Genomic DNA, 23,399 nt, shown 5'->3' with positions numbered 1-23,399 from the left:
TCATTGTTCCCGCACCCCCGGCCCCCGAAGGCTGTGACCATGACGACGATCGACACCGCCAGGGTGCCCTGGCTCGCCGTGTCCGCCGTGGCGGCGGGCACCTTCACCATCGTGACCAGCGAGATGTTGCCCGTCGGCCTGCTGACGCCCATGGCCGCGACCCTGGGCGTCTCCGCCGGCACGGCGGGGCTGACCATGACGGCGCCGGGCATCGTGGCCGCGCTCTCGGCGCCCCTGCTGACCGTGGTGGCCGGCCGGCTCGACCGGCGCGTGGTGCTGGTCGCGCTCATGGCCCTGCTCGTGGGCGCGAACCTGCTGGCCGCCGTAGCACCCGCCTACCCGGTGATGCTGGCCGCCAGGGTGCTGGTCGGGGTGAGCATCGGGGGGTTCTGGGCGTTCGCCGCCGGCCTGGCCGGACGGCTGGTGCCCGAACGGCACGTCGGCAGGGCCGCCGCCATGATCGCCGGTGGTGTCGCCGTGGCCTCGGTGCTCGGCGTGCCCGCGGGCACCCTGATCCTCTCGTGGGCGGGGTGGCGGGCGGCGTTCGTGGCGGTGGCGGTGCTCGCCGTCGCGGTCCTGGCCGCGCTCGTCCTGCTGCTGCCGCCGCTGCTGCCCACCCGCGCCGTACGGCCCGCCGAACTCGCCGGCGTCTGGCGCGACCCCGCCCTCAGGACCGTCCTGGTCGCCACCGCGCTCGTGGTGACCGGCCACTTCGCCGCCTACACCTACATCCGCCCGTTCCTCGAGCAGGTCTCGGGCGCCGGCCCCGCGCTGATCAGCGGCCTGCTCCTCGCGTACGGCATCGCCGGCGTCATCGGCAACGCAGGCGCCGGCAACCAGGCGGCCCGCCGCCCGCGAGAGGTCATGGTGGCGCTCGCCGCCCTCATCGCGGTCTCGACGGCCGGGCTGCCGCTCGCGGGCGCCCTGATGATCCTGCTGTGGGGCCTGTCCTACGGCGGCGTCTCGGTGACCGGCCAGCTCTGGGTCATCAGGGCAGACGGCGGCGAGGCGGGCATGGCCATGCTGTCGTCGATCTTCAACGCGGCCATCGCGCTGGGCGCGCTGCTCGGCGGCCGGCTCGTGGACGCCGCGTCGCCGAGCGCGGCCATGGCGTTCGGGGCCGCGCTCGCCCTGCTCACCGCGGCTTACGCTGGCATCTGGGGCAGGAGAAGGACGACCGGTTCATGAACGCGTCGCGCCTGATCGGCGTGCCGCACCGCGAGCAGGGCAGGTCACGCCTGCCGTAGGCCTCGAGCGAGCGGTCGAAGTAGCCGCTCTCCCCGTTGACGTTGACGTAGAGGCTGTCGAACGAGGTGCCGCCCTGCAGCAGGGCGGCGCTCATCACCTGGCGCACCGCCGCGAGCAGCTCGGCGATCTTGGCTTTGGAGAGCGTCTCCGTGGGACGCGCCCAGTGCAGCCGGGCCAGCCAGAGCGCCTCGTCGGCGTAGATGTTGCCGACGCCGCTGATCAGCGACTGGTCGAGCAGCGCCCGCTTGATCTCGGTGCGTCTGGCCCGCAGCCGGCGGGTGAACAGCTCCTCGTCGAAGGCCGGCTCGAACGGGTCGGGCGCGATGTGCGCGATGGGCTCAGGCACGCCGCCGGCCAGCGAGGTGAGCATCACGTGGCCGAAGGTCCGCTGGTCGACGAAGCGCAGGTCGTTGCCGCCGTCGGCGAACGACAGCCGCACCCTGAGATGCTTCTCCGGCGCGGTGTCCGGCGCGACCACCAGCAGCTGGCCGCTCATGCCGAGATGGGCCAGGATCGCCTCGTCGCCGTCGAGCGGCAGCCACAGGTACTTGCCGCGCCGCTCGGCGGAGACGATCACGCGGTCGGCGACGTCGAAGACGCCCGCCTGCCGGCGCACCGCCCGCGGGTGCAGCACGTCACTGGCTGCGATCGTCCGCCCGGCGACCCAGGTGGCCAGGCCCCGGCGGACGACTTCTACCTCGGGCAGCTCCGGCATCTAGCCCGCCGGCTGGCTCTCGCGCTGGTCCCGGCGCGCCCTGATGCGGGTCCACGCGGCCTCGGCCGCCTGCTGCTCGGCCTCCTTCTTGCTGCGGCCCTTGCCCGAGCCGTAGGACTCGCCACCGACCCGCACCTCGGCGGTGAAGGACTTGGCGTGGTCGGGACCGCTCTCCTCGACGTGGTACTCGGGCACGCCCAGCGCCTCGGAGGCGGTGAGCTCCTGCAGCGAGGTCTTCCAGTCGAGGCCCGCCCCGAGCGAGGCCGAGCGCGTGATGAGCGGGTCGAACAGCAGGTGGACGACCCTGAACGCCTCATCGAGACCGAGGTCGACGTAGATGGCGCCGATCAGCGCCTCGAGGGTGTCGGCGAGGATCGACGACTTGTCGCGACCCCCGGTGCCCTCCTCGCCCCTGCCCAGGCGCAGGAACTTGCCCAGACCGAGCTGGCGGGCCACGTCGGCCAGCGCCCGCATGTTGACCACCGCCGCCCTGAGCTTGGCCAGCTGGCCCTCGGGCAGGTCGGGGTGGTTGCGGTAGAGGGTGTCGGTGACGACCAGGCCCAGCACCGAGTCGCCGAGGAACTCCAGGCGCTCGTTGGTGGGCAGGCCGCCGTTCTCGTAGGCGTACGAGCGGTGCGTCAGCGCCCGCTCCAGGATGTCGGGGTCGAGCCTGACGGACAGCACCCGCTCAAGCTCGTCTCGCGCGACTTCGACGGCAACCGGCTTGGGACCTGTGCCCACGTTCTCTCCTCCTCAGAGCATCTCTCCTGAACGCGTGGGCGAGGGAACTGAGAGATGCCCGAAAACGTGGTGGGCGTCGGGGGCACTGCCCCGGCGTCCACCACGGCCGCGGGCGAACCGCCGCCGCACGCACCTGAGACGGTGACGCCGACCGGGCGCTGTCGCATCCGGTCGGCACTCCGTCAACAGCCGTGAAGAAGCACGACCGCGCCGTGCTCCTTGCTGGAATGTGCGATCAGGCGGACGGCTCGATGACCTGACGGCGGTTGTAGGTGCCGCAGGTCGGGCACGCGATGTGCGGCTGCTTGGGCGAACGGCACTGCGGGCAGCTCACCAGCGCGACAGCAGACGTCTTCCACTGGGCGCGGCGGGAGCGGGTGTTGCTCCGCGACATCTTCCGCTTCGGGACGGCCACGTCACTTCTCCTGATCGTTATCGTTCTCGGAAAACAGACCTTGCAACGACGCCCAGCGAGCGTCGATCTTCTCGTGCCCGTGGTCAGCGCCGACCTCGGCCAGCTTGACCCCGCACTCCACGCACAACCCCTGGCAGTCTTCACCGCAGACCGGGCTGAGCGGCAGTGCGAGCACCACCGCGTCGCGGAACGTCGGCTCGAGGTCGAGAAGGTCACCGTCGAGCAGTGAGTCCTCCTCCGAGGCGTCCTCGTCGGTGTAGAAGAACAGCTCCTGCACGCCGACCTCGATCTCCGAGGAGAGCGGGTCGAGGCACCGTACGCACTCCCCCGCGAGGGGCGCGCGTGCGGAACCCGTGACGAGCACGCCTTCCATCACTGCTTCAAGCCGGATGTCCAGCTCGACTTCGGCGTCCTTGGGGACACCGATCATGTCGACGCCGAGATTCGCCGGTGCCGGGAGGGACAGGGTCATCCGCCGCATCGAACCCGGCCGCCTGCCCAGGTCATGAGTGGAGATCACCCACGGGGCGCGGGGGTCGAGGTGCTGAGTCATCCTGCTCTCGCTAGGCATGGCGAAACCGTCGCCGTCGTACAAGGCCAGATAGAAACGATACCAGGCGCCGGTCAGCCCCTGAGCCGTTCGATCAAGAGCTTGTGCACGAGATCCGGGACGAGCCCCGAGACATCGCCGCCGTAGCGGGCGATCTCCTTCACCCGCGACGACGACAGGAACGAGTATTCCGGGTTCGTCGGCATGAAGAGCGTCTCCACGCCGGACAGCCGGTAGTTGAGCTGCGCCATCTGCAGTTCGTAGTCGAAGTCGCTGACCACGCGGATGCCCTTGACGATGGCGGGGATGTCGTTCTGCCGGCAGAAGTCGACGAGCAGGCCGTGGAACTTCTCGACCCTGACGTTGGGATACTCCTTGGTCACCGTCTGGAGGATGTCGATGCGCTCCTCCACGGTGAACAGGCTCTTCTTCTCGATGTTGATCAGAACGGCGACCGTCACCTCGTCGTACAGCCGGGCGGCCCGGCTGATGATGTCGAGGTGTCCGTTGGTGATGGGGTCGAACGACCCCGGGCACACTACGCGGCGCACATCGCCTCCCACGTTTACGGGTTCCCGGCGGCGCGACCGTACCAAACGGCCGCTTCGCCGTATCGACGGACCCTCTCCTCCTCGTAGCCCGGGGGCCACACCAGGTCTTTTCCCCTGCTCTCGCGTTCCACCGCGACCAGCGCGCCCGGCGCGAGCCACCCGTTGTCGCGCAGCGACTCCAGGACCCTCGTCACCTCCTCGCCGGTGACGGCGTAGGGCGGATCGGCGAAGACGATGTCGTACGGCTCGCCCGGCCTGGCCAGCAGCCGCTCCACCTTGTCGGCCACCACGCTCGCCGCCTCAAAACCCAGGTCCCTGACGTTCGCCTTGATCGTCCTGACCGCCCTCGGATCGGCCTCGACCAGCAGCGCGTGGGCCGCGCCCCTCGACAGCGCCTCGAGCCCGACCGCCCCCGAACCGGCGTACAGGTCGATCACCCGCGCGCCCTCCAGCCCGTGCAGCGCGTCGAGGGTCGAGAAAATCCCTTCTCTCGCCCTGTCACTGGTAGGCCGCGTCGTCCTGCCCTGCGGCACGGCCAACCGCCTGCCACCCGCGCTTCCCGCGATGATCCGCGTCATGCCGCCCATTCTTCCGCATGTCCGTGCAGGTCAAGAGTGGACAAGTGTCTGCCTCGACTGCGCAAGGGTCGTAGCCACACCCCGTGACGGCCAGCATGATGATGACTGCGACCTTCGAGGTGACCCACATGAAGGTCGACCGGCGTGATCGTGAGCCCTTCCGCACGCCGGTTCCCTCGGCACCTGACCCGAGGGTGGGCCCAGCCGGGGACGGCATTCGGGGGGAGGCCGTCCCCGGCGCTGGGCGCTTTCAGGGTCATCTTGTCCGGCGAAGCCGAGTTTCGGCCACCGCCGTCACGGGTGACCATCCGTGCTTCACGCCACTCCAGCTCACCGGCGCGCCCCGGGCCGCCGATCAGGTCTTCTCCAGGAAGTCGGCCTTCTCGTCGCCCAGGAGACGGTCGATCTCCGCCCGGAGCCCCCGGTGCGCCGACAGCGAGGGGTCGGCCTCCAGCAGGGCCGCCGCCTCCTGACGGGCGGCGACGATCACCTCCTCGTCACGCAGCAGCTGCAGCATCTTCAGCGACGAGCGCTTGCCCGACTGCGCTGCCCCCAGCACGTCGCCCTCGCGCCGCTGCTCCAGGTCGACACGCGACAGCTCGAACCCGTCGAGCGTGGCGGCCACCGCGTCGAGGCGCTCGCGGGCCGGCGTGCCCGTCGCGAACTCCGTCACCAGCAGGCACAGCCCCGGCAGCCCGCCCCGGCCGACCCGCCCTCTGAGCTGGTGGAGCTGGGAGACGCCGAACCGGTCGGCGTCCATGATGATCATGACGGAGGAGTTGGGGACGTCGACGCCCACCTCGATCACCGTCGTCGCCACCAGCACGTCGACCTCGCCACGGGAGAAGGCCCGCATGATCGCGTCCTTCTCCTCGGGCGGGAGCTTGCCGTGCAGCACCTCCACCCGCAGCCCGTGGAGCGGCCCTGAGGCGAGCATCTCGGCCACCTCGAGCACGGCGAGCGGCGGTCGCTTGTCGTCGTCGGAGGCGGCCAGGTCGCCCTCGTCGCCCTCCAGGTCGCCGATGCGCGGGCACACGATGTAGGCCTGGCGGCCCAGGCCGACCTCCTCCCGCACCCGCTCCCAGGTGCGCTCCAGGTAGTGGGGTTTCTCGGCGGCGGGGACGACGTGGGAGGTGATCGGCGCGCGGCCCGACGGGAGCTGCGAGAGCGTCGAGACCTCCAGGTCGCCGAAGACGGTCATCGCGACCGTGCGCGGGATCGGCGTGGCGGTCATGACCAGCACGTGGGGCCGCCCGCCGGAGACCTTCTCGCGCAGCGCGTCACGCTGCTCGACGCCGAACCTGTGCTGCTCGTCGACCACGACCAGGCCGAGGTCGGCGAACTGCACGTGTTCCTGCAGCAGCGCGTGGGTGCCGACGACGATGCCCGCCGTACCCGACGCGGCGTCGAGGAGGGCGACGCGGCGAGCGGCCGCGCCCATGGAGCCGGTGAGCAGCGCCACCGTGGTGCCGCCGAACATGCCGCCCGTGGCCAGGTCGCCCAGCATCGCGGTGATGGAGCGGTGGTGCTGCTGAGCCAGCACCTCGGTGGGCGCGAGCAGCACCGCCTGGCCGCCCCCGTCGACGACCTGCAGCATCGAACGCAGCGCCACCACCGTCTTGCCCGCGCCCACCTCGCCCTGCAGCAGCCGGTGCATCGGGTGCGCCTGGGCGAGGTCGGCGGCGATCTCCTCGCCGACCGCCGCCTGCCCCTCGGTCAGCGAGAACGGCAGGCGCTCGTCGAAGGAGTCGAGCAGGCCGCCCGCCACCCGCGGGCGCGCCTTGGCCGGCCAGGCGACCGCCGCCCGCCTGCGCTGCAGCAGGACGGACTGCAGGACGAACGCCTCGTCGAACTTCAGCCGCTTCTGCGCCCGCACCACGTCGCCGAAGTCCTTCGGCCGGTGGACCGCCTCCAGCGCGTCGGCCAGGTCCGGCAGCTTGTGGCGGCGGCGCAGCTCCAGCGGCAGCGGGTCGTCGAGCGGGCCGAGGGTGTCGAGGACGACTCCCACCGCCCTGCGGATCGCCCACGGGGTGACGTCCTTGCCCGCCGGGTAGATCGGCACCGGCGCCGCCGCGAACTCCTCCGCGCTCGCCTCGGCCTCGTCCTCGAACAGCTCGAACTCGGGGTGGCTGAGCTGCCAGCGCGGGGTGCCGCGCGCGCCGAACAGACCGACCTTGCCGGCGAACATGCCGCGCCGGCCGGTCCGCAGCCGCGACTCGGCCACGTGGGAGCCCTTGCCGAAGAACGACAGGTAGATCTTCTTGCCGGTGCCGTCGACGACCTCGACCTCGAGCCACGTGCCGCCCCTGTTGCGCATGGGCTTGCGCATCAGCCTGGTGACCTCGCCGACCACGGTGACGTGCTCGTCGACCTCGAGCGCGTCGAGCGAGGTGAGCTCGCCCCGCTCGGCATAGCGGCGGGGGTAGTGGCGCAGCAGGTCGCCGACGGTCTCCAGCTCCAGGACGCTCTCCAGGAGCTTGGCGGTCTTGGGATCGAGCGCCTTGGACAGCGGCTCGTCGAATCGACTCACGTCAACCAGTTCTACCGCCTGAGACCGACAGGATATTCACTCGACACCGATGAGCAACGGGTAGCCGCCCTGCTCGCCCTCGTGGACGGCGACCTCCACGTCGGGTCTGGTCCGCGCCAGGAAGCCGGTCACCGCTTCGGCGAGCCGTTCGGGCGCGTCGGCTCCGGTGACGAGCGTGACCAGCTCGCCGCCGCCGGCCACCATCCTGTCGACGATCCGCTCGGCGACCTCGGCCAGCGTGTCGCCGATGAGGGCCACGTCGCCGTCGATCATGCCCAGCACGTCGCCGGGCCTGCACAGGCCGGCGCTGGTGAGCACCCGCCGGTCGGCGACGGTCAGGTGGCCGTAGCGGGTGTGGCCGGCCGCGTCCGTCATGGCCACCACGTCGTCGTCGAAGCGGCGCAGCGGATCGTGGACGGCCAGCGCCGCCAGGCCCTGCACGGTCGCCTTGGTCGGCAGCACGCTCACCACCACGCCGTCCTCGCGCGCGATCTCCGCCGCCGCGACGGCGACCGCCCGCACGCCCTCGTCGTTCGGCAGCACCGCGACCTCGCTGCCCGATTCGCGGATCGCCGCCAGCATCACCGGCAGCGACGGGCTGGAGCCCGGCTCCCGCCGTACGACGACGGCGCCGCACTCCTCGAACAGGGCCGCGATGCCCGCGCCCGCGGCCACCGCCACCACTCCCCTGCCGCCCGCGGCCCGGTGCGTACGGCCGGGCGCGGCCAGGTAGGTCACCCTGATGCGGTGCGGCCTGCCCACCCGCAGCGCCGCCTCGATCGCCTGGCCGGCCTCGTCGACGTGCACGTGGACGTTCCACAGCCCGTCGCCGCCGACCACCACCAGGGAGTCGCCGAGCGCGTCGAGCTCGGCGCGCAGCTTGCCGACCGCCTCGTCGTCGGCGTCGAGCAGGTACATCACCTCGTAGCCTGCGCCCGACTCGGTCATCGGGGTCACGCGCCGTGTCGGCGCGGGCACCTCGTAGCGCTGGGTGTAGGAGTCGGTGACGACCTCGGCGAGCGCCTCCATGATGATCGCCACGCCGGCGCCGCCCGCGTCGACCACTCCGCTGCGGGCCAGCACGTCGAGCTGGTCAGGCGTACGGCGCAGCGCCGTCCGCGCCTGTGCCGCCGCCCGCCGCGCGGTCGCGTCGAGGTCGCCGTCTCCCGGGTCCGCGGCGACCGCCTCCAGCACGCTCAGCACGGTGCCCTCGACCGGTCTGGCCACCGCGCCCCTGGCCAGCTCCGCCGCCCTGGCCAGCGCCCCGCGCAGGTCGGCGGCGGTGCCCTCGCGGTCCTTCAGCACCTCGGCCATGCCCCTGAGCGCCTGGCTGACGATGACGCCCGAGTTGCCCCTGGCCCCGACCAGCGCGCCGTACGCGAGGGTCTGCCACACCACGGCGGCCCCGACGTCCTCCGGCAGCGCCTCGACCGCCTCGGCCGCCGAGATCATGGTGAGGTGCAGGTTGGTGCCGGTGTCGCCGTCGGCGACCGGGAAGACGTTGAGCGCGTCGATGTCGGCCCGCGCGGTTCCCAGCGCGTCGGCGGCCAGCCGTACCCAGCGGCGCACCGCGGGCGGGTCGAGAACCTCCATGTGTGCTCCCTCGCGGCCGCGATGCGCTAGCGTTTATTGCGGAGAATATCCCCGACATCCGCGTGTTGCCGCGTGAGTTCGCGGTCATGGGCCTGGATCGGATATCCTCGTCTGGCTGGCCGGTTGTCCCGGCATGCCCTCCGCCCGAAAGATCCAAGCGGACTGGGCTTATCGACTGAAAAGGAGCGATACCGTGGCTTCGGTCTGCGATGTCTGCCGTAAGGGCCCGACCTTCGGTAACAACGTGTCCCACTCCCACCGTCGCACCCGTCGTCGTTGGAACCCCAACATCCAGACGGTGCGCGCGGTCGTTGGCGGCACGCCGAAGAAGCTGAACGTGTGCACCTCGTGCATCAAGGCGGGCAAGGTCGCCCGCTAACCTTCACGACTTCCGGAAAGCCCGGCGCTCTTGAGCGCCGGGCTTTCGGCGTCTGTAGAGGGAGCTAGACCGCGGGTAGAGGTTTCTTACACCCGGACGAACATCTGCTCGAAGAGCGGTTTGCGTCACGCTCCGTGTGGTCTCTATGGTCAGCGCGTGACGATCACGCTAACCCCCCGCCACAATATGATCAAGAAGATAGGCGTCACCCTCCCCGGCGACCTCTACGCCTGGATGCAGGACATGGTCGAGCAGGGTCACGCCGACTCGGTCTCCGGTCTCATCATCGAGACGCTCGCCTCCCGGCGGCAGCTGGCCCAGCTGGCCATGCTGGTCGCCGACCTGAAGGAGGAGTTCGGCGAGCCGGGGCCCGAGGCGAAGGCCTGGACGCGGGAGGCCCTCGAACGGGCCAGGGCCGCGCGCGAAGGCAGGTTGCCGACCGACGGGCAGGAGTCGTGATGACACCGGAGCCGGCGGAGCGCTTCGTTCTCGACTCCGGCGCGCTGATCCAGCTCGAACGAGGCGACCAGCGGATGATCGAGCTGTTCAGCCAGGTCCTCGAAGGCCAGATCGTCGTCACGATCCCGCGCATGGCGCTGGCCGAGGTGCGCCGTACCGGCCTGCGGCACTCCAGGCTGGCGGCACTGGTGAAGCTCGCCGACGCGCCCGCCGCCACACGCGTGATGCTCGACGAGCTCACCCCTCAGCGCGCGAAGGAGATCGGCAAGAAGATCGGTGAGTGCGGCCACGACGACATCGTCGACGTCAACGTCGCCCTGTGCGGCAGGAGCCGGGTGAGCAAACGGGTCGACTGCACGGTCGTCACCGCCGATCGGGGCGGTCTGGTGCGCGTCGACCCCGAGCTGGCCCACGCCATCACCGACATCTGACCGCTACTGGCGCCACATCCACGCGTGGTCGACCGGACCGATGCCGTCGCCCAGGGGGAAGCCGCGGGCGATCGCGCCCGTGACGTACTCCTTGGCCTTGCCGACCGCGGTCGGCACGTCGTCGCCGAGCGCCAGCCGGGAGGCGACGGCCGAGGCCAGCGTGCAGCCCGTGCCGTGGGTGTGCCTGTTGTCCAGGCGCCGCGCGCTGAAGCGGTACTCCTCGGTGCCGTCGGTCAGCAGGTCGACCGGCTCGCCGGGCAGGTGGCCGCCCTTGATGAGGGCCCACGCGGGACCGAGCGCGAGGATGGAGTCGGCGGCGCGGCGCAGGCCGTCCTCGTCCTCCACCTTGACCGAGGTGAGCTGCTCGACCTCCCACAGGTTCGGGGTGACCACGGTCGCGATCGGCAGCAGCCGCGTCTTGATCGTGTCGATCGCCTCAGGGACGAGCAGCGGGTCGCCGTGCTTGGAGACCCCGACGGGGTCCACGACGACGGGCGCCCCCGCCGCGGCCAGCGCCTCGGAGACCGTCTCGACGAGGACCGGCGACGCCAGCATGCCGGTCTTGATCGCCTGCGCGCCGATGTCGCTGAGCACCGAGTCGAGCTGGGCGCGCACCGCTTCGGGCGGCAGCTCCCAGTACCCCTGCACACCCAGTGAGTTCTGCGCGGTCACGGCGGCGATGACGCTCATGCCATGGACGCCGAGCGCCAGCATGGTCTTGAGGTCCGCCTGGATGCCGGCGCCGCCACCGGAGTCGGATCCGGCGACGGTGAGTACGCGAGGAGGGGTCATGGCATCCATCCAACCACTCAGCCGACCGTGCACTCCCCGCCGACCAGACCGCAGGAGACCGGGGCGTCGCCGCTGCCGGTCGCGGTGAACGTGACCTCGACGGACTCACCGGCGGCCAGCGTGGTGCGCGGCTGGAGGACCAGCAGGCCGCCGTCCTGCACCCACTGCGCCCCCCGGACCGCGGAGACCAGGCCGTCCACGGGGATGCTGAGGGTCCAGTCGTTCAGCGACCTGGTCGAGTCGTTCACCACCTGCACCTCGGCGGTGTAACCGGCCAGGCGCTGCCGTACGACGTCGAACCTGACGTTGACGGCCGCGCCGCCGCTGCTGGTGGAGCTGGACTGGGAGCCGGACCCGGTGCCCGAGGTGGAGCTGGTCACGGGATCGGGGACACCGGGCTGGCCGGTGTTGTTCGCCTCCCGCATGTCGGACGGCTCGGCCGTGGGCGTGGGCTCCTCGGAGGGCTCGGGGTCCTCGGGCACGGCGGACCTGGTGGGCCGGTCGGACGGCCGCGGCGTGGTGGTACGGCGGGGCCCGCGCTCGGGAGCGGTCGAGGCCGACGGGCGCGGCCGGACCGCGGCCTTGGTCTCCGACGGCTGGTCCGTCGGCTCCTCCGTGGGCTCCTCGGCGGTCTCCTCAGCGGCGGGGTCGCTCTCCTCCGCGCTCGGGTCGGGCTCGGTGGCCTCGGAGGTCTCGGAGACGGGCGAGGCCGACTGGCTCGTCGTCCCCGCGCCCGCCTTGGACGCCTCGCCGGAGGAGCTCACCATCCGCACGCCCACGACGGTGCCGCCGAGCACGATGGCGACGGCGGCCACCGACAGGAGCGCGACCTTGCCCCTGCCGCCCTGCCCCGACTCGCGCGCCTCGGCGGCGGGGCGGCGCCTGCCGCGCCGCCCGCGGGACGACCGGTCCTCCCGCTCGTCCTCCCAGTCCGCGTTCTCGCTCCACTCGCCGCCGGAGAGGAAGGCCGTCTCGTTGGGCTCGGCGGCGTCCTCCCACGCGGCCACGGGCTGCCGCGGCGGGCCGGTGGCCACGAGCCTGTCGGTCGGCGAACTGGTGACGGGATGGGGGCCCGTGGCGGGACCTCCGGCGTCGTCGAGGCCCTGCCCGCCGTACGGTGCCCCGCCGGGGACCGGGTCGCCGAACGCGGGGTCGCCGAAGACGCGGTCGCCGAACACGGCGGTCTCCCCGTGCCCGGGTCCGCCGAAAGCGTCGTCGCCCTGCCCGCCGAATGCGGGGTCAGCGGGGCCACGGCCGCCGGGAGCCTGCTCCCCGAAGCCGGGCGCGGCCCGGCCCGCGTCACCGAACGCCGAACCGCCGTACGCCCGGTCGCCGAAGCCGGAGTCGGGACCAGGGCCGGGGTCGCCGAAGAAGGAGTCCGGGCGAGGTCCGCGGTCGCCGGAGCCGGGGCCGGGGTCGCCGAAGAAGGAAGAGCCGGCGCCCGAGGGGCCGCCGCCGAAGGCGGAGACGGGGTCGCCGAAGGCGTCACGGGCCGACATGGGCTCGGTCGCGGGACGGCCCAGCATGTCGGGCTGCTGCGGCGGCACAGCCCACTCCCCCGTCGAGGGACCGGCCTGGAACTGCTGGTCGATCTGGTCGGGCGGTGCGGGCCACCCTGCCTGATCGGCCACGGGCGCCATGAAGGCCCCCGTGGTGATGGGGTCGTCGGAGGAGCGAAAGTCCGCCTTACGGGGGTCTTCCGAGTCGCGTCCCCCTTGGTTCCACGCGTTCTCTGGTTCGCCGGTGCCGTGGCGGGCCATGTTTGCCCTTCCTGCCGGATACATGGGCCGCCCATCTTAATAACATCTTTAATACGCGTTTGTCACAACTTTCCCGAGGGTATCTTCTCGGAACGGCTCTTTCACGCTCTGAAGTGATCCCAGCCGCCGGGTCCCACCGCGCGTCCGGTGACCTGCACCTTCGCCCCCTCGGTCACGTGGCCGACGACGGTCCAGCGGGGCGGAAGCCGCACTTCCGCAGGGAAGACCGCGGCCAGAGAGTGATCTTCGCCACCCGTGAGCACCCAGTCGAGTGGATCGGTCCCGAGCTCCTTCGCGGCGGCTGAGACCGGCTCGCCGACGGGAAAGGCGGCGGGATCGAGGGTGATGCCCACACCGCTCGCCTCGGCCACGTGTCCGAGGTCCTGCAGCAGCCCGTCGCTGACGTCCAGCATCGCCGTGGCGCCCAGCCGAGCCGCCTCAGGACCTCGCTCGTACGGCGGTCGCGGCCGCCGGTGCGCCTCGACCGCCTCCAGCAGCGGCCCGGCCTCCGGAACGATCCCGGCGTCCAGCACGGCGAGCCCCGCGGCCGCGTAGCCCAGCCGCCCCGCGTAGGCGACCACCTGGCCGGGGCGCGCTCCCGCACGGGTGACGGGCGCCTGCCCCGCGAGGTCGCCCAGCGCGGTCACACCGATCACCACGCGCTCGGAGCGGGCGATGTCACCGCCGACCACGCTGGCGCCGACCAGCGCGCACTCGTCCCTGAACCCGTCGGCCAGCCCGTCGACCCACTCCACGGGAACGTCACCCGGCATGCCGAGCCCCACCACGAGCGAGGTGGGAACAGCCCCCATTGCGGCAATATCGGAAAGATTCTGTGCTGCGGCCTTCCTGCCTACGTCATACGCGCTGGACCAATCACGGCGAAAGTGCCTACCCTCGATCAACAAGTCCGTTGTCACTACGACCCGCCCATCGGGCGATTTCACCACCGCGGCGTCGTCACCAGGACCGAGCAGCACGCTCTCACCCTGTGGCAAGCGCCGAGCAATGCGTGCTACAACTCCGAACTCGCCGAGATCTCCGACTGTGATGACGCACCTCCTACTCATAAGAGACATGCCCACCAAAACGCCAGCCACCGTACGGCATGGACAGAACCCACGTTTCTCATGAGGTGGCACACAGGGTACGGTGGCCCTTCGGCGCTGATCCAATCGCCCGGGAGGACGTAATGGTGCAGGCGTACATCCTGATCCAGACCGAGGTCGGCAAGGCCGCCGCAGTGGCTCGCGAGATCTCCGGCATCATCGGGGTCACCCAGGCCGAGGACGTGACAGGTCCCTACGACGTGATCGTGCGCGCCGAGGCCCGCAACGTGGACGAGCTCGGCAAGCTGGTCGTCGCCCAGATCCAGGCGGTCGAGGGGATAACGCGTACGCTGACGTGCCCTATCGTCCACATATGAAGCGAGGCGTCGCCGTCCTGGCGCTGGTCCTGCTCGCCGGGTGCGGCGGCGCCGTCCAGGTCGAACCACCCGCCCCCCAGGGGGAGGCGGTGGCGGCGTGCACGAAACTCTCCAGCCTGCTGCCCCAGCAGGTCGACGGGGCGGGGCGGGTGGCGTCCACGCCCGAGTCGCCGTACGTCGCCGTCTGGGGCTCGGCCGAGATCGCGCTGCGCTGCGGCGTACCGCGGCCTGCCCGGATGGCCGCCACCGACCAGCTCCTCGAACTCGACGGGGTGGGCTGGTTCGCCGACCCCACGACGCCGACGCTGTTCACGGCGGTGACCGACACCGCCTACGTCGAGGTGACGATCGCGAAGACGCACGAGGCGTCCAGCGTGCTGATCGACCTGGCCGAGCCCGTCAAGAAGGCCACCGGCTGACCGGGGGGCCGGCCGGGGCAGGAGACGCGCCCCCGGACGCCGGCCCCGGGGAACAGCCCCCGAGCGCCGGTCAGGGGCGCGGAACGGCTCAGCGCAGCCCGGCGCGGCGGTTGAGCGCGAGCTGGATGAGCCGCTCCACCAGCTGCCCGTAGTCGAGCCCGGTGGCCGCCCACAGCTGCGGCGCCACCGACAGCGACGTGAACCCGGGCATGGTGTTGATCTCGTTGAGGATCAGCCGCCCGTCAGGGGTGTAGAAGAAGTCGACCCTGGACAGCCCCTCGCAGCCGAGCGCCTCGAAGGCTCGTACCGCCATCGCCCGCAGTTCCTCGGCCTTGCCGGCCGGGATGTCCGCGGGCACGTCGAGCGACATCTGGTCCGGGTAGTACTTGGCCTCGAAGTCGAAGAACTCCTGGCCGCCCTGCACGAGCACCTCGCCGGGCACGGAGGCGGCCGGCGGCTCGTCGCCGAGCGACTCCAGCACCGCGCACTCGATCTCGCGCCCGACGATCGCCGCCTCTACCAGCACCTTCGGGTCGTGCGCCCGGGCGTGCTCGACGGCCGCCTCCAGCGACGCCCGGTCGTGGGCCTTGGAGATGCCCTGGCTGGAGCCCGCGCGGGCGGGCTTGACGAACACCGGCCAGCCGAGCTCCTCCACCTCCTTGACCACGCGCTCCCTGTCGAGGCGCCAGTCGCGCTCGCGCACCACCACGTGGCGGCCGACGGGCAGCCCGGCGGCGGCGAGGATGGCCTTCATGTACGCCTTGTCCATGCCGACGGCGCTGGCCAGCACGCCGGAGCCGACGTAGCGCACGCCCGCCATCTCCAGCAGGCCCTGGATCGTGCCGTCCTCGGCGAAGGGGCCGTGCATGACGGGGAAGACGACGTCGACGGTGCCGAGCTCGACCGGGATGCTGCCCTGCTCGTAGGTCACCAGCGCACCCTCGCCCGACGGCAGGGCCAGCTCGGCGCCCGAGGTGTCGACCACGGGCAGCTCGCCGTCCTCGATGGCGAACCGCTGGTCACTCGCGGCGAGCACCCACCGGCCGTCCTGGGCGATCCCGATGGGGATCACCTCGTACTTGGACCTGTCGATCACTTCGAGTACGCTGCCCGCCCCCATGAGGGAGACGGCGTGCTCGGAGTTGCGACCACCGAAAACGACCGCGACGCGTGGCTTGCTCATGTCGCCCGAATCTACCCTGCTTGGGAGTCAAGGGCTCGTGTCACGTCCGCCACGAGATCTTCGACGTCCTCGAGCCCGATCGTGAAGCGTACGGCGGCGCCCTGCCTGACGGCGGAGGTGCTGCAGCCGATCAGCCGCAGCGACGTGACGAGGTCGTCGGCGTCGCCGCGCGGCGTGACGCTCACCCGCGGACCGAACCGCGTGCCCTCGGGTCCCGAGTCGAACAGCCGGCGGGCCAGGTGGTGCCCCGGATGGTGGGGCAGGCCCGGGTAGTCGACGGCGGCCACGCCGGGATGCTTGGCCACGGCCGCGACGAACTCCATGGCGGTCGCGCACCTGCGCCTGACCCGCAGCGTCAGCGTCTCCAGCGCGCCGAGCAGCGCGGCCTCGTCGGCGGGCGAGAGGGGCGCGCCGAGGTCGTCGGTGAGCCTGCGCATCAGGTCGTGGCGGCCGACGACGACGCCGCCCTCGCGGTCGCCGAGGAGCGTGCCGGTCGAGTGGATGACCAGGTCGGCGCCGTGTTCGAGCGGGCGGCAGACGATCGGCGTGGCCAGCGTGGAGTCGACCACGAGCATCGCGCCGGCCTCCCTGGCCAGGCGGTACAGCCCGCGCAGGTCGGCCACGGCGGTGTCGGAGAGCGTCTCGACGTATATGATCTTCGTGTTGCCGCGGACGGCCTGCCGTACGGCCGCCAGGTCACCCGTGTCGACGAAGTCGGCGCTGACGCCGAACCTGCCGAGCACGTTGGCGAGCACGCCGGCCCCCGGCGCGGGAGCGATCACGTGCGAGCCGCCGCGCAGGAACGTCAGCAGGACGGCGGCCAGGGCGGCATCGCCCGAGGCGAACGTCTTGCCTGCCACGTTCTCTGGCGCGGCCACGCCCTCGAGGGCGGCCACGGCCGTGGCGTACCCGCCCCCGGCGGGCGCACGGACGCACCGGGTGTTCTCTCTCACACGCCGTATCTCTCCGGCTTGGGGGTGCGCGACATCAGCAGCACCCCGGCTTCCTCGGGGGTCATGCCGTCGTGGACCACGCCCACCACCACCTCGGTGATCGGCATCTCCACGTCGTGCTTCCTGGCCAGCTCGAGCACCGACTCGCAGGACTTGACGCCCTCGGCCGTCTGCTTGGTGACCGCGACGACCTCGGCCAGCGTCATGCCCTTGCCGAGGTTCTCGCCGAACGTGCGGTTGCGCGACAGCGGCGAGGTGCAGGTGGCGACCAGGTCGCCCATACCGGCCAGGCCCGCGAACGTGTGCGGGTCGGCGCCGAGCGCCGCGCCCAGCCGGGAGATCTCGGCCAGCCCGCGGGTCATCAGCATGGCGGCCACGTTGTCGCCCATGCCCATGCCGACGGCGACGCCCACCGCCAGCGCGATCACGTTCTTGACCGCGCCGCCCAGCTCCACGCCCACGACGTCGGGGTTGGTGTACGGCCGGAACCACGGCGGCACGTGGCAGGCCTCCTGCAGGCGTTCGAGGGTGCGCTCGTCGGGGCAGGCGACGACGGTGGCCGCCGGCTGGCCCCTGACGATCTCACCGACCAGGTTGGGGCCGGAAACGACCGCGACCCGCTCCTGCGGCACCTCGGCCACCTCGCAGATGACCTCGCTCATCCGCTTGGTGGTGCCGAGCTCGATGCCCTTCATCAGGCTGACCAGCACCGCGTCGTCCGGCAGGTGGGACTTCCAGAGGGTGAGGTTCTCCCTGAGCGTCTGCGAGGGGACGCCGAGCACCACGAAGTCGGCGCCGTCCAGCGCCTTGGCCGGGTCGGTCGTCGCGCGCAGCGTCTCGGGCAGCAGGACGCCCGGCAGGTAGTCGGGGTTCTCGTGGCGGCGGTCGATCGCCTCGACGATCTCGGGGCGGCGGCCCCACAGCGTGGTCCGCACGCCGGCGCGCGCCAGGATCATGGCGAACGTGGTGCCCCACGAGCCGGTTCCGAAAACGGCGGCCTTGGTCATCTGATTCACCGCCCTGCCGGGTCGTAGGGGGTCTCCGGAGCTTTCTCTCCCCTGATTTCCGCCAGTTGAACGGTGATCGCGGCCATGATGTCGGCGGTCGCCTCACGCAGCACCGGACCTCGCAACGGCTGCCCCTCGTACTTCGACAGGTCGACGGGAGGTCCGACCCGTACGGTGAACGTCTTGCGAGGAAAGAGTCTCGGCTTCTTTTCCCCGTAGGGCAACAGCTCGTGCGCACCCCAGTGGGCGACAGGGATGACGGTCGCCCCCGTCTGCAGCGCCAGGCGGGCGACGCCGGTCTTGCCGACCATCGGCCACAGCCCGGGATCGCGGGTGACGGTCCCCTCGGGGTAGAACATGATCGCGCCCCCGTCGCGCAGCCGCTGCTCGGAGATCTCCAGCGACCGGGCGGCCTCGGCGGTGCCCCGGTCCACCGGGATCGCCTGCAGCGCGCGCACCGCGGCGCCCAGGAACGGCACCCTGAACAGCGACGCCTTGGCGAGAATGACCGGCCAGCGCCCGTGGTTGTAGAGGAAGTGCGCGATGAGAACGGGATCGGTCCACGACAGGTGATTGGTCGCGATGATGAGCCCGCCGGTCTTCGGGATCAGCTCGCCCCTGCGCCAGTCCTTCTTGACGAGCAGCCACGAGAGCGGTTTGACGATCACCACCGCGAAGGTCTCCCAGGGGCGGGATGGTCGGCCGGGGCGGCTCATGAACTCCTCCAAGACAGACGACTGCGCCCCAAGTCTCCCGGTTGGCCGCTCGGGATGTCGAGACGAGATGCTTAAGCCTATGAGCATCCGCTGGTCACTCGTCATCCCGGTGAAGACGCTGGTAGCGGCCAAGAGCCGGCTGGCCGCGGCGACCGGGCCGCACCGGACCGCGCTCGCGGTCGCGGTGGCCGGCGACACGCTGTCGGCGGCGCTGGCCGCCGCGCCCGTGGCCAGAGTCATCGTGGTCACGGCCGACCAGGGCGCCGCAGGGCCGCTCGCCGCGCTGGGGGCCGTGGTGGTCCCCGACCCCGACCGCGGTCTCAACACCGCGCTGCGCGCGGGTGCCGCCCATGCGGTACGGCTGGCGCCTGGCGACGCCGTCGGCGCCCTCCAGGCCGACCTGCCCGCCCTGCGCCCCGCAGAGCTGGCCACGGTGCTGGAGGCGGCGGCCGAGTTCGACCAGGCGTTCGTGCCGGACGCGCTCGACGTCGGCACGACCTTCTACGGCGTACGGCCCGGCGTGCCGTTCACCCCCCGTTTCGGCGGCGAGTCGAGGGCCAAGCACCTGGCCGGCGGAGCCAAGGAGCTGACCCTGGAGGGCATCGAGTCGGTCAGGCGTGACGTCGACACCCCCGACGACCTGCGCGCGGCCATCGCGCTGGGCCTCGGCCCGCACACCGCCGAGGTGGTCAGCCGGCTTCGGCTCGCAGACGCCTGATCCACGGCGACACGATGACCGGCAGGTGGGCCGTCGCCGTGCCGAGGCAGGCCACCCACAGCAGCACGCCCACGCTCACCCGCTCGGCCAGCAGGCCGCCGAGCAGGCCGCCGACCGGCATCGCGCTCCACATGAGGAAGCGCATGCTGGCGTTCATCCGGCCGCGCAGGTGGTCGGGGGTGACGGCCTGGCGGTAGCTGCTCTGGGCGACGTTGAAGACGACCGCGGCGACGAGCATCAGGAACAGCCCCAGCGGGTACAGCAGGACCCGCCATCCCTCGCCGGCGAATCCGCCGATCAGCGGGAACAGCCCGGCGAGGACGGCGCCGCCGTACATGGCGCCGCCGTTGCCGTACCTGGCGACGATCTTCGGGGCGAGCGCGCCGCCCAGCACGCCGCCGGCGCCCGCGGCCGAGACGATCAGGCCGTAGGCTCCGGCGCCGAGGTCGAGCTCGCGCACCAGGAACAGCGGCTGGACGATCGCCCACAGGCCGTTGGTGAGCATGTTCAGCGCGCCGACCAGGGCGACGCGGCGCAGCACCTGGTGGCCGAGCACGTATCTGAGCCCTTCGGCGACCTCGGCCTTGACGCTCCTGCGCTCCGCCGGGGCGGCAGGGGTCTCGTCGGCTTTGATCGTCGACAGGACCAGCGCCGAGCAGGCGTACGAGATCGCGTCGGCCAGCAGCGCGAAGGGCGCGGCGAGCACCTGGACCAGCCAGCCGCCGAAGCCGGGCCCGGCCAGCCAGGCGGCGTTGCGCAGCGTCTCCAGGGTGCCGATCCCGGTGGACAGGCCGTCCTTGCGGACGATCGAGGGCAGCAGGCTCATGTGGGCGACGTCGAAGAAGACGGTGCCGACCCCGATGACCAGCGCGACGGCGTAGAGCTGGGCGAGCGTCAGCACGTCGGCGAAGGCCGCCACCGGGACGCTGAACAGCGCCAGCGCGCGCACGCCGTCGGCGGCGACCAGGATGGGACGGCGGCGCATCCGGTCCGCCCACACGCCGGCCGGCAGGCCGATGACCAGGAAGGCGGCCATCTCCGCGGCGGTGAGCAGGCCGAGTTGGAACGGGGTCGCGTCCAGCACCAGCAGGGCGGTCAGCGGCAGGGCCACCAGCGTCACCTGGGTGCCGAACTGGCTGAGGACGTCGGCGCCGACCAGCCGCCGGAAGGCGGAGTTCCGCCAGACGCTTTGCGCAACGGGCACGAAGCGGGATCCTCACCGGTTCCCTGTGCGGGGGTCAAACGATTTACGCTGGGGCTCGTGCAGGCGACGGTGCGGAGTTTCGATCCGGAGACCCGTTCGGGGTCGGTGTTCCTCGACGACGGAAGTGTGCTGGAGTTCGGCGCGGAGGCGTTCGACGCGGGGCCGCTACGGCTGTTGCGTACGGGACAGCGCGTGAATCTCGGCGTCTCCGGAGAGGAGATCACCTATGTCACGCTGTCGACTTTCCCGGTGCCCGGCTGAGCGGCCCGCTTACGCAAATAGCACACCTGGATTTCGCAAATAAAACGCCCGGACCCCCTTATCGGGTGTCCGGGCGCTCCGTAGTTACTTACTTCTTCTTGGCGGCCTTCTTGCCTCCGGCGTTGACCAGCTCCTTGAAGTCCGAGCCAGGACGGAACTTCGGCCCCCAGCTCTCGGCCACCTTGATCTCAGCGCCGGTCGACGGGTTCCTGGCCGTGCGCTGCGGCTTGTGGACCATCTCGAACGCGCCGAAGCCCGTGATCGAGACCTTGTCGCCACTCGCGACGGCCTTCTGAATGGCGTCGAGAATGGCGTTCACGGCCTCGGTCGCCGTCTTCTTGTCGCCCACCCGGTCCGCGATGGCGTCGACGAGTTCCCGCTTGTTCATGTAGGTTTCGCTCCCCCTGTTACGGCTCGGGGTTCCAGCAACGAGTCCAACGGTCGAGAAACCCCTTACGGGTTGAATCTAAAGGGGGATTGCGAAGGAACTCAATCACCAGACGCGTTTTTTTGGGCACCCGGCGTGTCGGATTCGCTGTTCAGCTCGGCGAGGAAGGTCGCCAACCGGGTCGCCGCACGTTCGGGATCACGTTTGGCGAGATCACAGATGGCCAGGTATCGGCGCGCGAAACGTTCTCTGTGGGCCGTGGGCAGCAGGCGGACGCGGCGGTGCGCCTCGCGCAACCGCCGCGCCAGTTCGTCGTCCTCTAGACGGTCGTCGGCAGCCATGACTGCCGACCATTCTCGTACGTGGTGATGTCGTCGGCGTGACGCAGGGTCAGGCCGATGTCGTCCAGGCCCTCCATCAGGCGCCAGCGGGTGTAGTCGTCGATCTCGAAGGCCACGACCTCGCCGGCCCAGCGGACCTGCCGCTCGGCCAGGTCGACGGTGACGGGCAGGTTCGGGTCGGCCTCGACGGCCGCCTGCAGCGCCTCGACCCTGTCGCCCGGCAGGACGACGGGGAGCAGGCCCATCTTGGTGGAGTTGTTGCGGAAGATGTCGCCGAACCTGGCGGCGATCACGACGCGGAAGCCGTACTGCTGCAGCGCCCAGACGGCGTGCTCGCGCGAGGAGCCGGTGCCGAAGTCGGGGCCGGAGACCAGGATGCTGGCCCCCTGGTAGGCCGGGTCGTTCAGGACGAAGGAGGGGTCCTCGCGCCAGGCGGAGAACAGGCCCTTCTCGAAGCCGGTACGGCTGACCTGCTTGAGCCAGACGGCGGGGATGATCTGGTCGGTGTCGACGTTGCTGCGGCGCAGCGGCACCGCCGTGCCGGTGTGCGTGGTGAAAGCGTCCATCGTGGCTGTCCTTGAAGTCGTGTGGTGAGGCCGGAGAGGGTTACAGGTCCGCCGGAGCCGTCAGCCGGCCCGTCACGGCCGTGGCCGCGGCGACCGCGGGCGAGACCAGGTGGGTGCGGCCTCCCTTGCCCTGCCGGCCCTCGAAGTTGCGGTTGGAGGTCGAGGCGCTGCGCTCGCCCGGGGCGAGCGTGTCGGGGTTCATGCCGAGGCACATCGAGCACCCGGCCTGCCGCCACTCCGCGCCCGCGGCCTCGAACACCTCGTCCAGGCCCTCCTTCTCGGCCTGCAGCTTCACCAGCATCGAGCCGGGCACGATCAGCGTGCGGGTCTTGACCTGCCGGCCGCGCAGGATGTCGGCCGCGGCCCGCAGGTCCTCGATGCGCCCGTTGGTGCACGAGCCGACGAAGACGGTGTCGACCTCGATCTCGCGCAGCGGCGTGCCGGCCGTCAGACCCATGTACTCCAGCGCCCGCTCGGCCGCCGACCGCTCGACGGGGTCGGCGAAGGACTCGGGCGACGGTACGGCCGCGCCCAGCGGCAGCCCCTGTCCCGGGTTGGTCCCCCAGGTGACGAACGGCGTCAGCGTCGTGGCGTCGATCTCCACGACCTTGTCGAAGACGGCGTCGTCGTCGCTCCTGAGCGACTTCCAGTGCTCGACCGCCTGGTCCCACGCCTCGCCCTTCGGGGCGTGGGGGCGGTCTTTCAGGTAGGCGAACGTCGTCTCGTCGGGCGCGATCATGCCGGCGCGGGCGCCCGCCTCGATGGACATGTTGCAGATGGTCATCCTGCCCTCCATGGAGAGCTTGCGGATGGCCTCGCCGCGGTACTCGACGATGTAGCCCTGGCCGCCGCCGGTGCCGATCTTCGCGATGATCGCCAGGATCAGGTCCTTCGCCGTGACGCCCACCGGCAGCTCGCCGCCGACCTCGATGGCCATGGTCTTCGGGCGGTAGGCGGGCAGCGTCTGCGTGGCCAGCACGTGCTCCACCTCGGAGGTGCCGATGCCGAACGCGATGCCGCCGAAGGCGCCGTGGGTGGAGGTGTGAGAATCGCCACACACGATCGTCATGCCCGGCTGGGTCAGGCCGAACTGCGGGCCGATGATGTGGACCACGCCCTGGCCGGCGTCGCCCATGGGATGCAGCCTGACGCCGAACTCGGCGGCGTTCTTGCGCAGCGTCTCGACCTGCGTCTTGGAGACGGGGTCGGAGATCGGGCCGAGCACGGTCGGGACGTTGTGGTCCTCGGTGGCGATGGTGAGATCGGGCCTGCGCACCTTGCGTCCCGCCATGCGCAGGCCGTCGAAGGCCTGCGGGCTGGTGACCTCGTGAACGAGGTGCAGGTCGATGTAGAGCAGGTCGGGTTCGCCCTCGGCGCGGCGCACGACGTGCTGCTCCCAGACCTTCTCCGCGAGTGTGCGGCCCATTGATCTCCTCCTTGAGATTGCCCCGACTTGCCTTCTCATATGTCGAGAC

The 23,399-nt window shown here is 71.3% G+C and carries 28 protein-coding genes; 8 read left to right on the top strand and 20 right to left on the bottom strand.

Annotation, left to right across the window (positions count from 1 at the left end; genetic code table 11):
* Positions 1–39: 39 nt before the first annotated feature.
* A complete protein-coding gene (locus tag ACWENQ_RS00775) occupies positions 40–1,188 on the top strand; it encodes an MFS transporter (RefSeq protein WP_452412480.1) in 1,149 nt (382 codons plus the stop codon).
* On the opposite strand, the gene mutM is transcribed toward ACWENQ_RS00775, so the two are convergent.
* The 8 genes from mutM to ACWENQ_RS00735 form a co-directional block, all read right to left on the bottom strand.
* Positions 1,136–1,963 carry a bifunctional DNA-formamidopyrimidine glycosylase/DNA-(apurinic or apyrimidinic site) lyase gene (gene mutM / locus ACWENQ_RS00770; RefSeq protein WP_354909548.1) on the bottom strand — a complete coding sequence of 276 codons (828 nt, stop codon included), beginning with the start codon at positions 1,961–1,963 and terminating at the stop codon, positions 1,136–1,138. The two genes, ACWENQ_RS00775 and mutM, sit on opposite strands and share 53 nt — an antisense overlap.
* Entirely contained in the window at positions 1,964–2,704 is a 741-nt protein-coding gene (gene rnc, locus ACWENQ_RS00765) for a ribonuclease III (protein WP_449929308.1), read from the bottom strand.
* A 235-nt stretch (positions 2,705–2,939) separates the two neighbouring features.
* Positions 2,940–3,119 (bottom strand): 50S ribosomal protein L32, encoded by a 180-nt coding sequence (gene rpmF / locus ACWENQ_RS00760; RefSeq protein WP_183656428.1) that lies wholly within the window; start codon positions 3,117–3,119, stop codon positions 2,940–2,942.
* A 1-nt stretch (position 3,120) separates the two neighbouring features.
* Complete coding sequence (locus ACWENQ_RS00755; protein ID WP_452412977.1) at positions 3,121–3,690, bottom strand: YceD family protein; 570 nt, start codon at positions 3,688–3,690, stop codon at positions 3,121–3,123.
* 53 nt (positions 3,691–3,743) lie between these two features.
* On the bottom strand, positions 3,744–4,220 hold the full coding sequence (gene coaD / locus ACWENQ_RS00750) for a pantetheine-phosphate adenylyltransferase (RefSeq protein WP_354909550.1): 477 nt from the start codon (positions 4,218–4,220) through the stop codon (positions 3,744–3,746).
* A gap of 14 nt (positions 4,221–4,234) precedes the next feature.
* Positions 4,235–4,798, bottom strand: coding sequence for a 16S rRNA (guanine(966)-N(2))-methyltransferase RsmD (gene rsmD, locus ACWENQ_RS00745; protein ID WP_354909553.1), 564 nt, complete (start codon positions 4,796–4,798; stop codon positions 4,235–4,237).
* Between the two features lie 355 nt (positions 4,799–5,153).
* The gene (gene recG / locus ACWENQ_RS00740; RefSeq protein ID WP_449929302.1) at positions 5,154–7,328 is read right to left on the bottom strand and encodes an ATP-dependent DNA helicase RecG; all 2,175 of its coding nucleotides are present in this window, start codon (positions 7,326–7,328) and stop codon (positions 5,154–5,156) included.
* A gap of 36 nt (positions 7,329–7,364) precedes the next feature.
* Complete coding sequence (locus ACWENQ_RS00735) at positions 7,365–8,921, bottom strand: DAK2 domain-containing protein (protein ID WP_452412479.1); 1,557 nt, start codon at positions 8,919–8,921, stop codon at positions 7,365–7,367.
* Positions 8,922–9,114: 193 nt separating this feature from the next.
* Here ACWENQ_RS00735 and rpmB point away from each other — a divergent pair, with 193 nt between their 5' ends.
* The 3 genes from rpmB to ACWENQ_RS00720 all read left to right on the top strand — a co-directional run bounded on the left by rpmB (position 9,115) and on the right by ACWENQ_RS00720 (position 10,190).
* A complete protein-coding gene (gene rpmB, locus ACWENQ_RS00730) occupies positions 9,115–9,300 on the top strand; it encodes a 50S ribosomal protein L28 (RefSeq protein ID WP_354909561.1) in 186 nt (61 codons plus the stop codon).
* Between the two features lie 156 nt (positions 9,301–9,456).
* Entirely contained in the window at positions 9,457–9,759 is a 303-nt protein-coding gene (locus ACWENQ_RS00725) for a hypothetical protein (RefSeq protein ID WP_354909563.1), read from the top strand.
* Positions 9,759–10,190: a hypothetical protein gene (locus ACWENQ_RS00720; protein WP_449929298.1), complete on the top strand. Its 432-nt coding sequence runs from the start codon at positions 9,759–9,761 to the stop codon at positions 10,188–10,190. Before ACWENQ_RS00725 ends, ACWENQ_RS00720 begins: the two co-directional genes overlap by 1 nt.
* A 3-nt stretch (positions 10,191–10,193) precedes the next feature.
* Here the strand turns inward: ACWENQ_RS00720 and thiD are convergent, their stop codons facing one another.
* From thiD to ACWENQ_RS00705, 3 genes are all read right to left on the bottom strand, one after another.
* Positions 10,194–10,982, bottom strand: coding sequence for a bifunctional hydroxymethylpyrimidine kinase/phosphomethylpyrimidine kinase (gene thiD / locus ACWENQ_RS00715; protein ID WP_449929296.1), 789 nt, complete (start codon positions 10,980–10,982; stop codon positions 10,194–10,196).
* Positions 10,983–10,999: 17 nt separating this feature from the next.
* Entirely contained in the window at positions 11,000–12,613 is a 1,614-nt protein-coding gene (locus ACWENQ_RS00710) for a cellulose binding domain-containing protein (RefSeq protein ID WP_452412478.1), read from the bottom strand.
* A gap of 230 nt (positions 12,614–12,843) precedes the next feature.
* Positions 12,844–13,812: a thiamine-phosphate kinase gene (locus ACWENQ_RS00705; RefSeq protein ID WP_452412976.1), complete on the bottom strand. Its 969-nt coding sequence runs from the start codon at positions 13,810–13,812 to the stop codon at positions 12,844–12,846.
* A 122-nt stretch (positions 13,813–13,934) separates the two neighbouring features.
* On the opposite strand from ACWENQ_RS00705, the gene ACWENQ_RS00700 reads away from it, so the two are divergent.
* Together ACWENQ_RS00700 and ACWENQ_RS00695 are read left to right on the top strand one after the other, a co-directional pair.
* Entirely contained in the window at positions 13,935–14,168 is a 234-nt protein-coding gene (locus ACWENQ_RS00700) for an Lrp/AsnC family transcriptional regulator (protein WP_449929292.1), read from the top strand.
* A complete protein-coding gene (locus tag ACWENQ_RS00695; RefSeq protein ID WP_452412476.1) occupies positions 14,165–14,587 on the top strand; it encodes a DUF3515 family protein in 423 nt (140 codons plus the stop codon). Before ACWENQ_RS00700 ends, ACWENQ_RS00695 begins: the two co-directional genes overlap by 4 nt.
* An 88-nt stretch (positions 14,588–14,675) precedes the next feature.
* On the opposite strand, the gene ACWENQ_RS00690 is transcribed toward ACWENQ_RS00695, so the two are convergent.
* From ACWENQ_RS00690 to ACWENQ_RS00675, 4 genes are read right to left on the bottom strand one after another with little or no spacing between them, the layout of a single operon-like run.
* Positions 14,676–15,770: a D-alanine--D-alanine ligase family protein gene (locus ACWENQ_RS00690; protein ID WP_449929290.1), complete on the bottom strand. Its 1,095-nt coding sequence runs from the start codon at positions 15,768–15,770 to the stop codon at positions 14,676–14,678.
* Between the two features lie 11 nt (positions 15,771–15,781).
* Positions 15,782–16,723 carry a trans-sulfuration enzyme family protein gene (locus tag ACWENQ_RS00685; RefSeq protein ID WP_449929288.1) on the bottom strand — a complete coding sequence of 314 codons (942 nt, stop codon included), beginning with the start codon at positions 16,721–16,723 and terminating at the stop codon, positions 15,782–15,784.
* Positions 16,720–17,730 (bottom strand): NAD(P)H-dependent glycerol-3-phosphate dehydrogenase, encoded by a 1,011-nt coding sequence (locus tag ACWENQ_RS00680; protein ID WP_452412474.1) that lies wholly within the window; start codon positions 17,728–17,730, stop codon positions 16,720–16,722. The genes ACWENQ_RS00685 and ACWENQ_RS00680 overlap by 4 nt, the downstream gene beginning before the upstream one ends.
* 5 nt (positions 17,731–17,735) lie before the next feature.
* Complete coding sequence (locus ACWENQ_RS00675; protein ID WP_354909587.1) at positions 17,736–18,446, bottom strand: lysophospholipid acyltransferase family protein; 711 nt, start codon at positions 18,444–18,446, stop codon at positions 17,736–17,738.
* A 79-nt stretch (positions 18,447–18,525) separates the two neighbouring features.
* Between ACWENQ_RS00675 and cofC the strand changes: the two genes are divergently transcribed.
* Positions 18,526–19,164 (top strand): 2-phospho-L-lactate guanylyltransferase, encoded by a 639-nt coding sequence (cofC, locus tag ACWENQ_RS00670; RefSeq protein ID WP_354909589.1) that lies wholly within the window; start codon positions 18,526–18,528, stop codon positions 19,162–19,164.
* On the opposite strand, the gene ACWENQ_RS00665 is transcribed toward cofC, so the two are convergent.
* On the bottom strand, positions 19,136–20,368 hold the full coding sequence (locus ACWENQ_RS00665) for an MFS transporter (protein WP_452412472.1): 1,233 nt from the start codon (positions 20,366–20,368) through the stop codon (positions 19,136–19,138). The two genes, cofC and ACWENQ_RS00665, sit on opposite strands and share 29 nt — an antisense overlap.
* A 57-nt stretch (positions 20,369–20,425) precedes the next feature.
* Between ACWENQ_RS00665 and ACWENQ_RS00660 the strand changes: the two genes are divergently transcribed.
* Positions 20,426–20,629, top strand: coding sequence for a hypothetical protein (locus ACWENQ_RS00660; RefSeq protein ID WP_354909594.1), 204 nt, complete (start codon positions 20,426–20,428; stop codon positions 20,627–20,629).
* Between the two features lie 88 nt (positions 20,630–20,717).
* Here ACWENQ_RS00660 and ACWENQ_RS00655 read toward each other — a convergent pair whose 3' ends face one another.
* The 4 genes from ACWENQ_RS00655 to leuC all read right to left on the bottom strand — a co-directional run bounded on the left by ACWENQ_RS00655 (position 20,718) and on the right by leuC (position 23,350).
* Positions 20,718–21,017 carry an HU family DNA-binding protein gene (locus ACWENQ_RS00655; protein WP_354909596.1) on the bottom strand — a complete coding sequence of 100 codons (300 nt, stop codon included), beginning with the start codon at positions 21,015–21,017 and terminating at the stop codon, positions 20,718–20,720.
* 101 nt (positions 21,018–21,118) lie between these two features.
* Positions 21,119–21,358, bottom strand: a complete 240-nt coding sequence (locus ACWENQ_RS00650; RefSeq protein WP_354909598.1) for an SCO5555 family protein — start codon at positions 21,356–21,358, stop codon at positions 21,119–21,121.
* On the bottom strand, positions 21,337–21,924 hold the full coding sequence (gene leuD / locus ACWENQ_RS00645) for a 3-isopropylmalate dehydratase small subunit (protein ID WP_354909601.1): 588 nt from the start codon (positions 21,922–21,924) through the stop codon (positions 21,337–21,339). The genes ACWENQ_RS00650 and leuD overlap by 22 nt, the downstream gene beginning before the upstream one ends.
* A 40-nt stretch (positions 21,925–21,964) precedes the next feature.
* Entirely contained in the window at positions 21,965–23,350 is a 1,386-nt protein-coding gene (gene leuC, locus ACWENQ_RS00640) for a 3-isopropylmalate dehydratase large subunit (protein WP_449929280.1), read from the bottom strand.
* Between the last annotated feature and the right edge of the window lie 49 nt (positions 23,351–23,399).

It is taken from the genome of Nonomuraea sp. NPDC004354 (assembly GCF_053602555.1).
Note: the sequence above shows the minus strand (reverse complement) of the source record. Positions and strands in the feature narration are given on the sequence as shown.

Excerpts from the sequence above, each read along its gene's own strand:
- ACWENQ_RS00775 (WP_452412480.1), top strand. The coding sequence starts at position 40 with ATGACGACGATCGACACCGCCAGGGTGCCCTGGCTCGCCGTGTCCGCC.
- mutM (WP_354909548.1), bottom strand. The coding sequence starts at position 1,963 with ATGCCGGAGCTGCCCGAGGTAGAAGTCGTCCGCCGGGGCCTGGCCACC.
- ACWENQ_RS00755 (WP_452412977.1), bottom strand. The coding sequence starts at position 3,690 with ATGCCTAGCGAGAGCAGGATGACTCAGCACCTCGACCCCCGCGCCCCG.
- rsmD (WP_354909553.1), bottom strand. The coding sequence starts at position 4,798 with ATGACGCGGATCATCGCGGGAAGCGCGGGTGGCAGGCGGTTGGCCGTG.
- ACWENQ_RS00735 (WP_452412479.1), bottom strand. The coding sequence starts at position 8,921 with ATGGAGGTTCTCGACCCGCCCGCGGTGCGCCGCTGGGTACGGCTGGCC.
- ACWENQ_RS00720 (WP_449929298.1), top strand. The coding sequence starts at position 9,759 with ATGACACCGGAGCCGGCGGAGCGCTTCGTTCTCGACTCCGGCGCGCTG.
- thiD (WP_449929296.1), bottom strand. The coding sequence starts at position 10,982 with ATGACCCCTCCTCGCGTACTCACCGTCGCCGGATCCGACTCCGGTGGC.
- ACWENQ_RS00705 (WP_452412976.1), bottom strand. The coding sequence starts at position 13,812 with ATGAGTAGGAGGTGCGTCATCACAGTCGGAGATCTCGGCGAGTTCGGA.
- ACWENQ_RS00700 (WP_449929292.1), top strand. The coding sequence starts at position 13,935 with ATGGTGCAGGCGTACATCCTGATCCAGACCGAGGTCGGCAAGGCCGCC.
- ACWENQ_RS00695 (WP_452412476.1), top strand. The coding sequence starts at position 14,165 with ATGAAGCGAGGCGTCGCCGTCCTGGCGCTGGTCCTGCTCGCCGGGTGC.
- ACWENQ_RS00690 (WP_449929290.1), bottom strand. The coding sequence starts at position 15,770 with ATGAGCAAGCCACGCGTCGCGGTCGTTTTCGGTGGTCGCAACTCCGAG.
- ACWENQ_RS00680 (WP_452412474.1), bottom strand. The coding sequence starts at position 17,730 with ATGACCAAGGCCGCCGTTTTCGGAACCGGCTCGTGGGGCACCACGTTC.
- ACWENQ_RS00675 (WP_354909587.1), bottom strand. The coding sequence starts at position 18,446 with ATGAGCCGCCCCGGCCGACCATCCCGCCCCTGGGAGACCTTCGCGGTG.
- cofC (WP_354909589.1), top strand. The coding sequence starts at position 18,526 with ATGAGCATCCGCTGGTCACTCGTCATCCCGGTGAAGACGCTGGTAGCG.
- ACWENQ_RS00655 (WP_354909596.1), bottom strand. The coding sequence starts at position 21,017 with ATGAACAAGCGGGAACTCGTCGACGCCATCGCGGACCGGGTGGGCGAC.
- ACWENQ_RS00650 (WP_354909598.1), bottom strand. The coding sequence starts at position 21,358 with ATGGCTGCCGACGACCGTCTAGAGGACGACGAACTGGCGCGGCGGTTG.
- leuD (WP_354909601.1), bottom strand. The coding sequence starts at position 21,924 with ATGGACGCTTTCACCACGCACACCGGCACGGCGGTGCCGCTGCGCCGC.
- leuC (WP_449929280.1), bottom strand. The coding sequence starts at position 23,350 with ATGGGCCGCACACTCGCGGAGAAGGTCTGGGAGCAGCACGTCGTGCGC.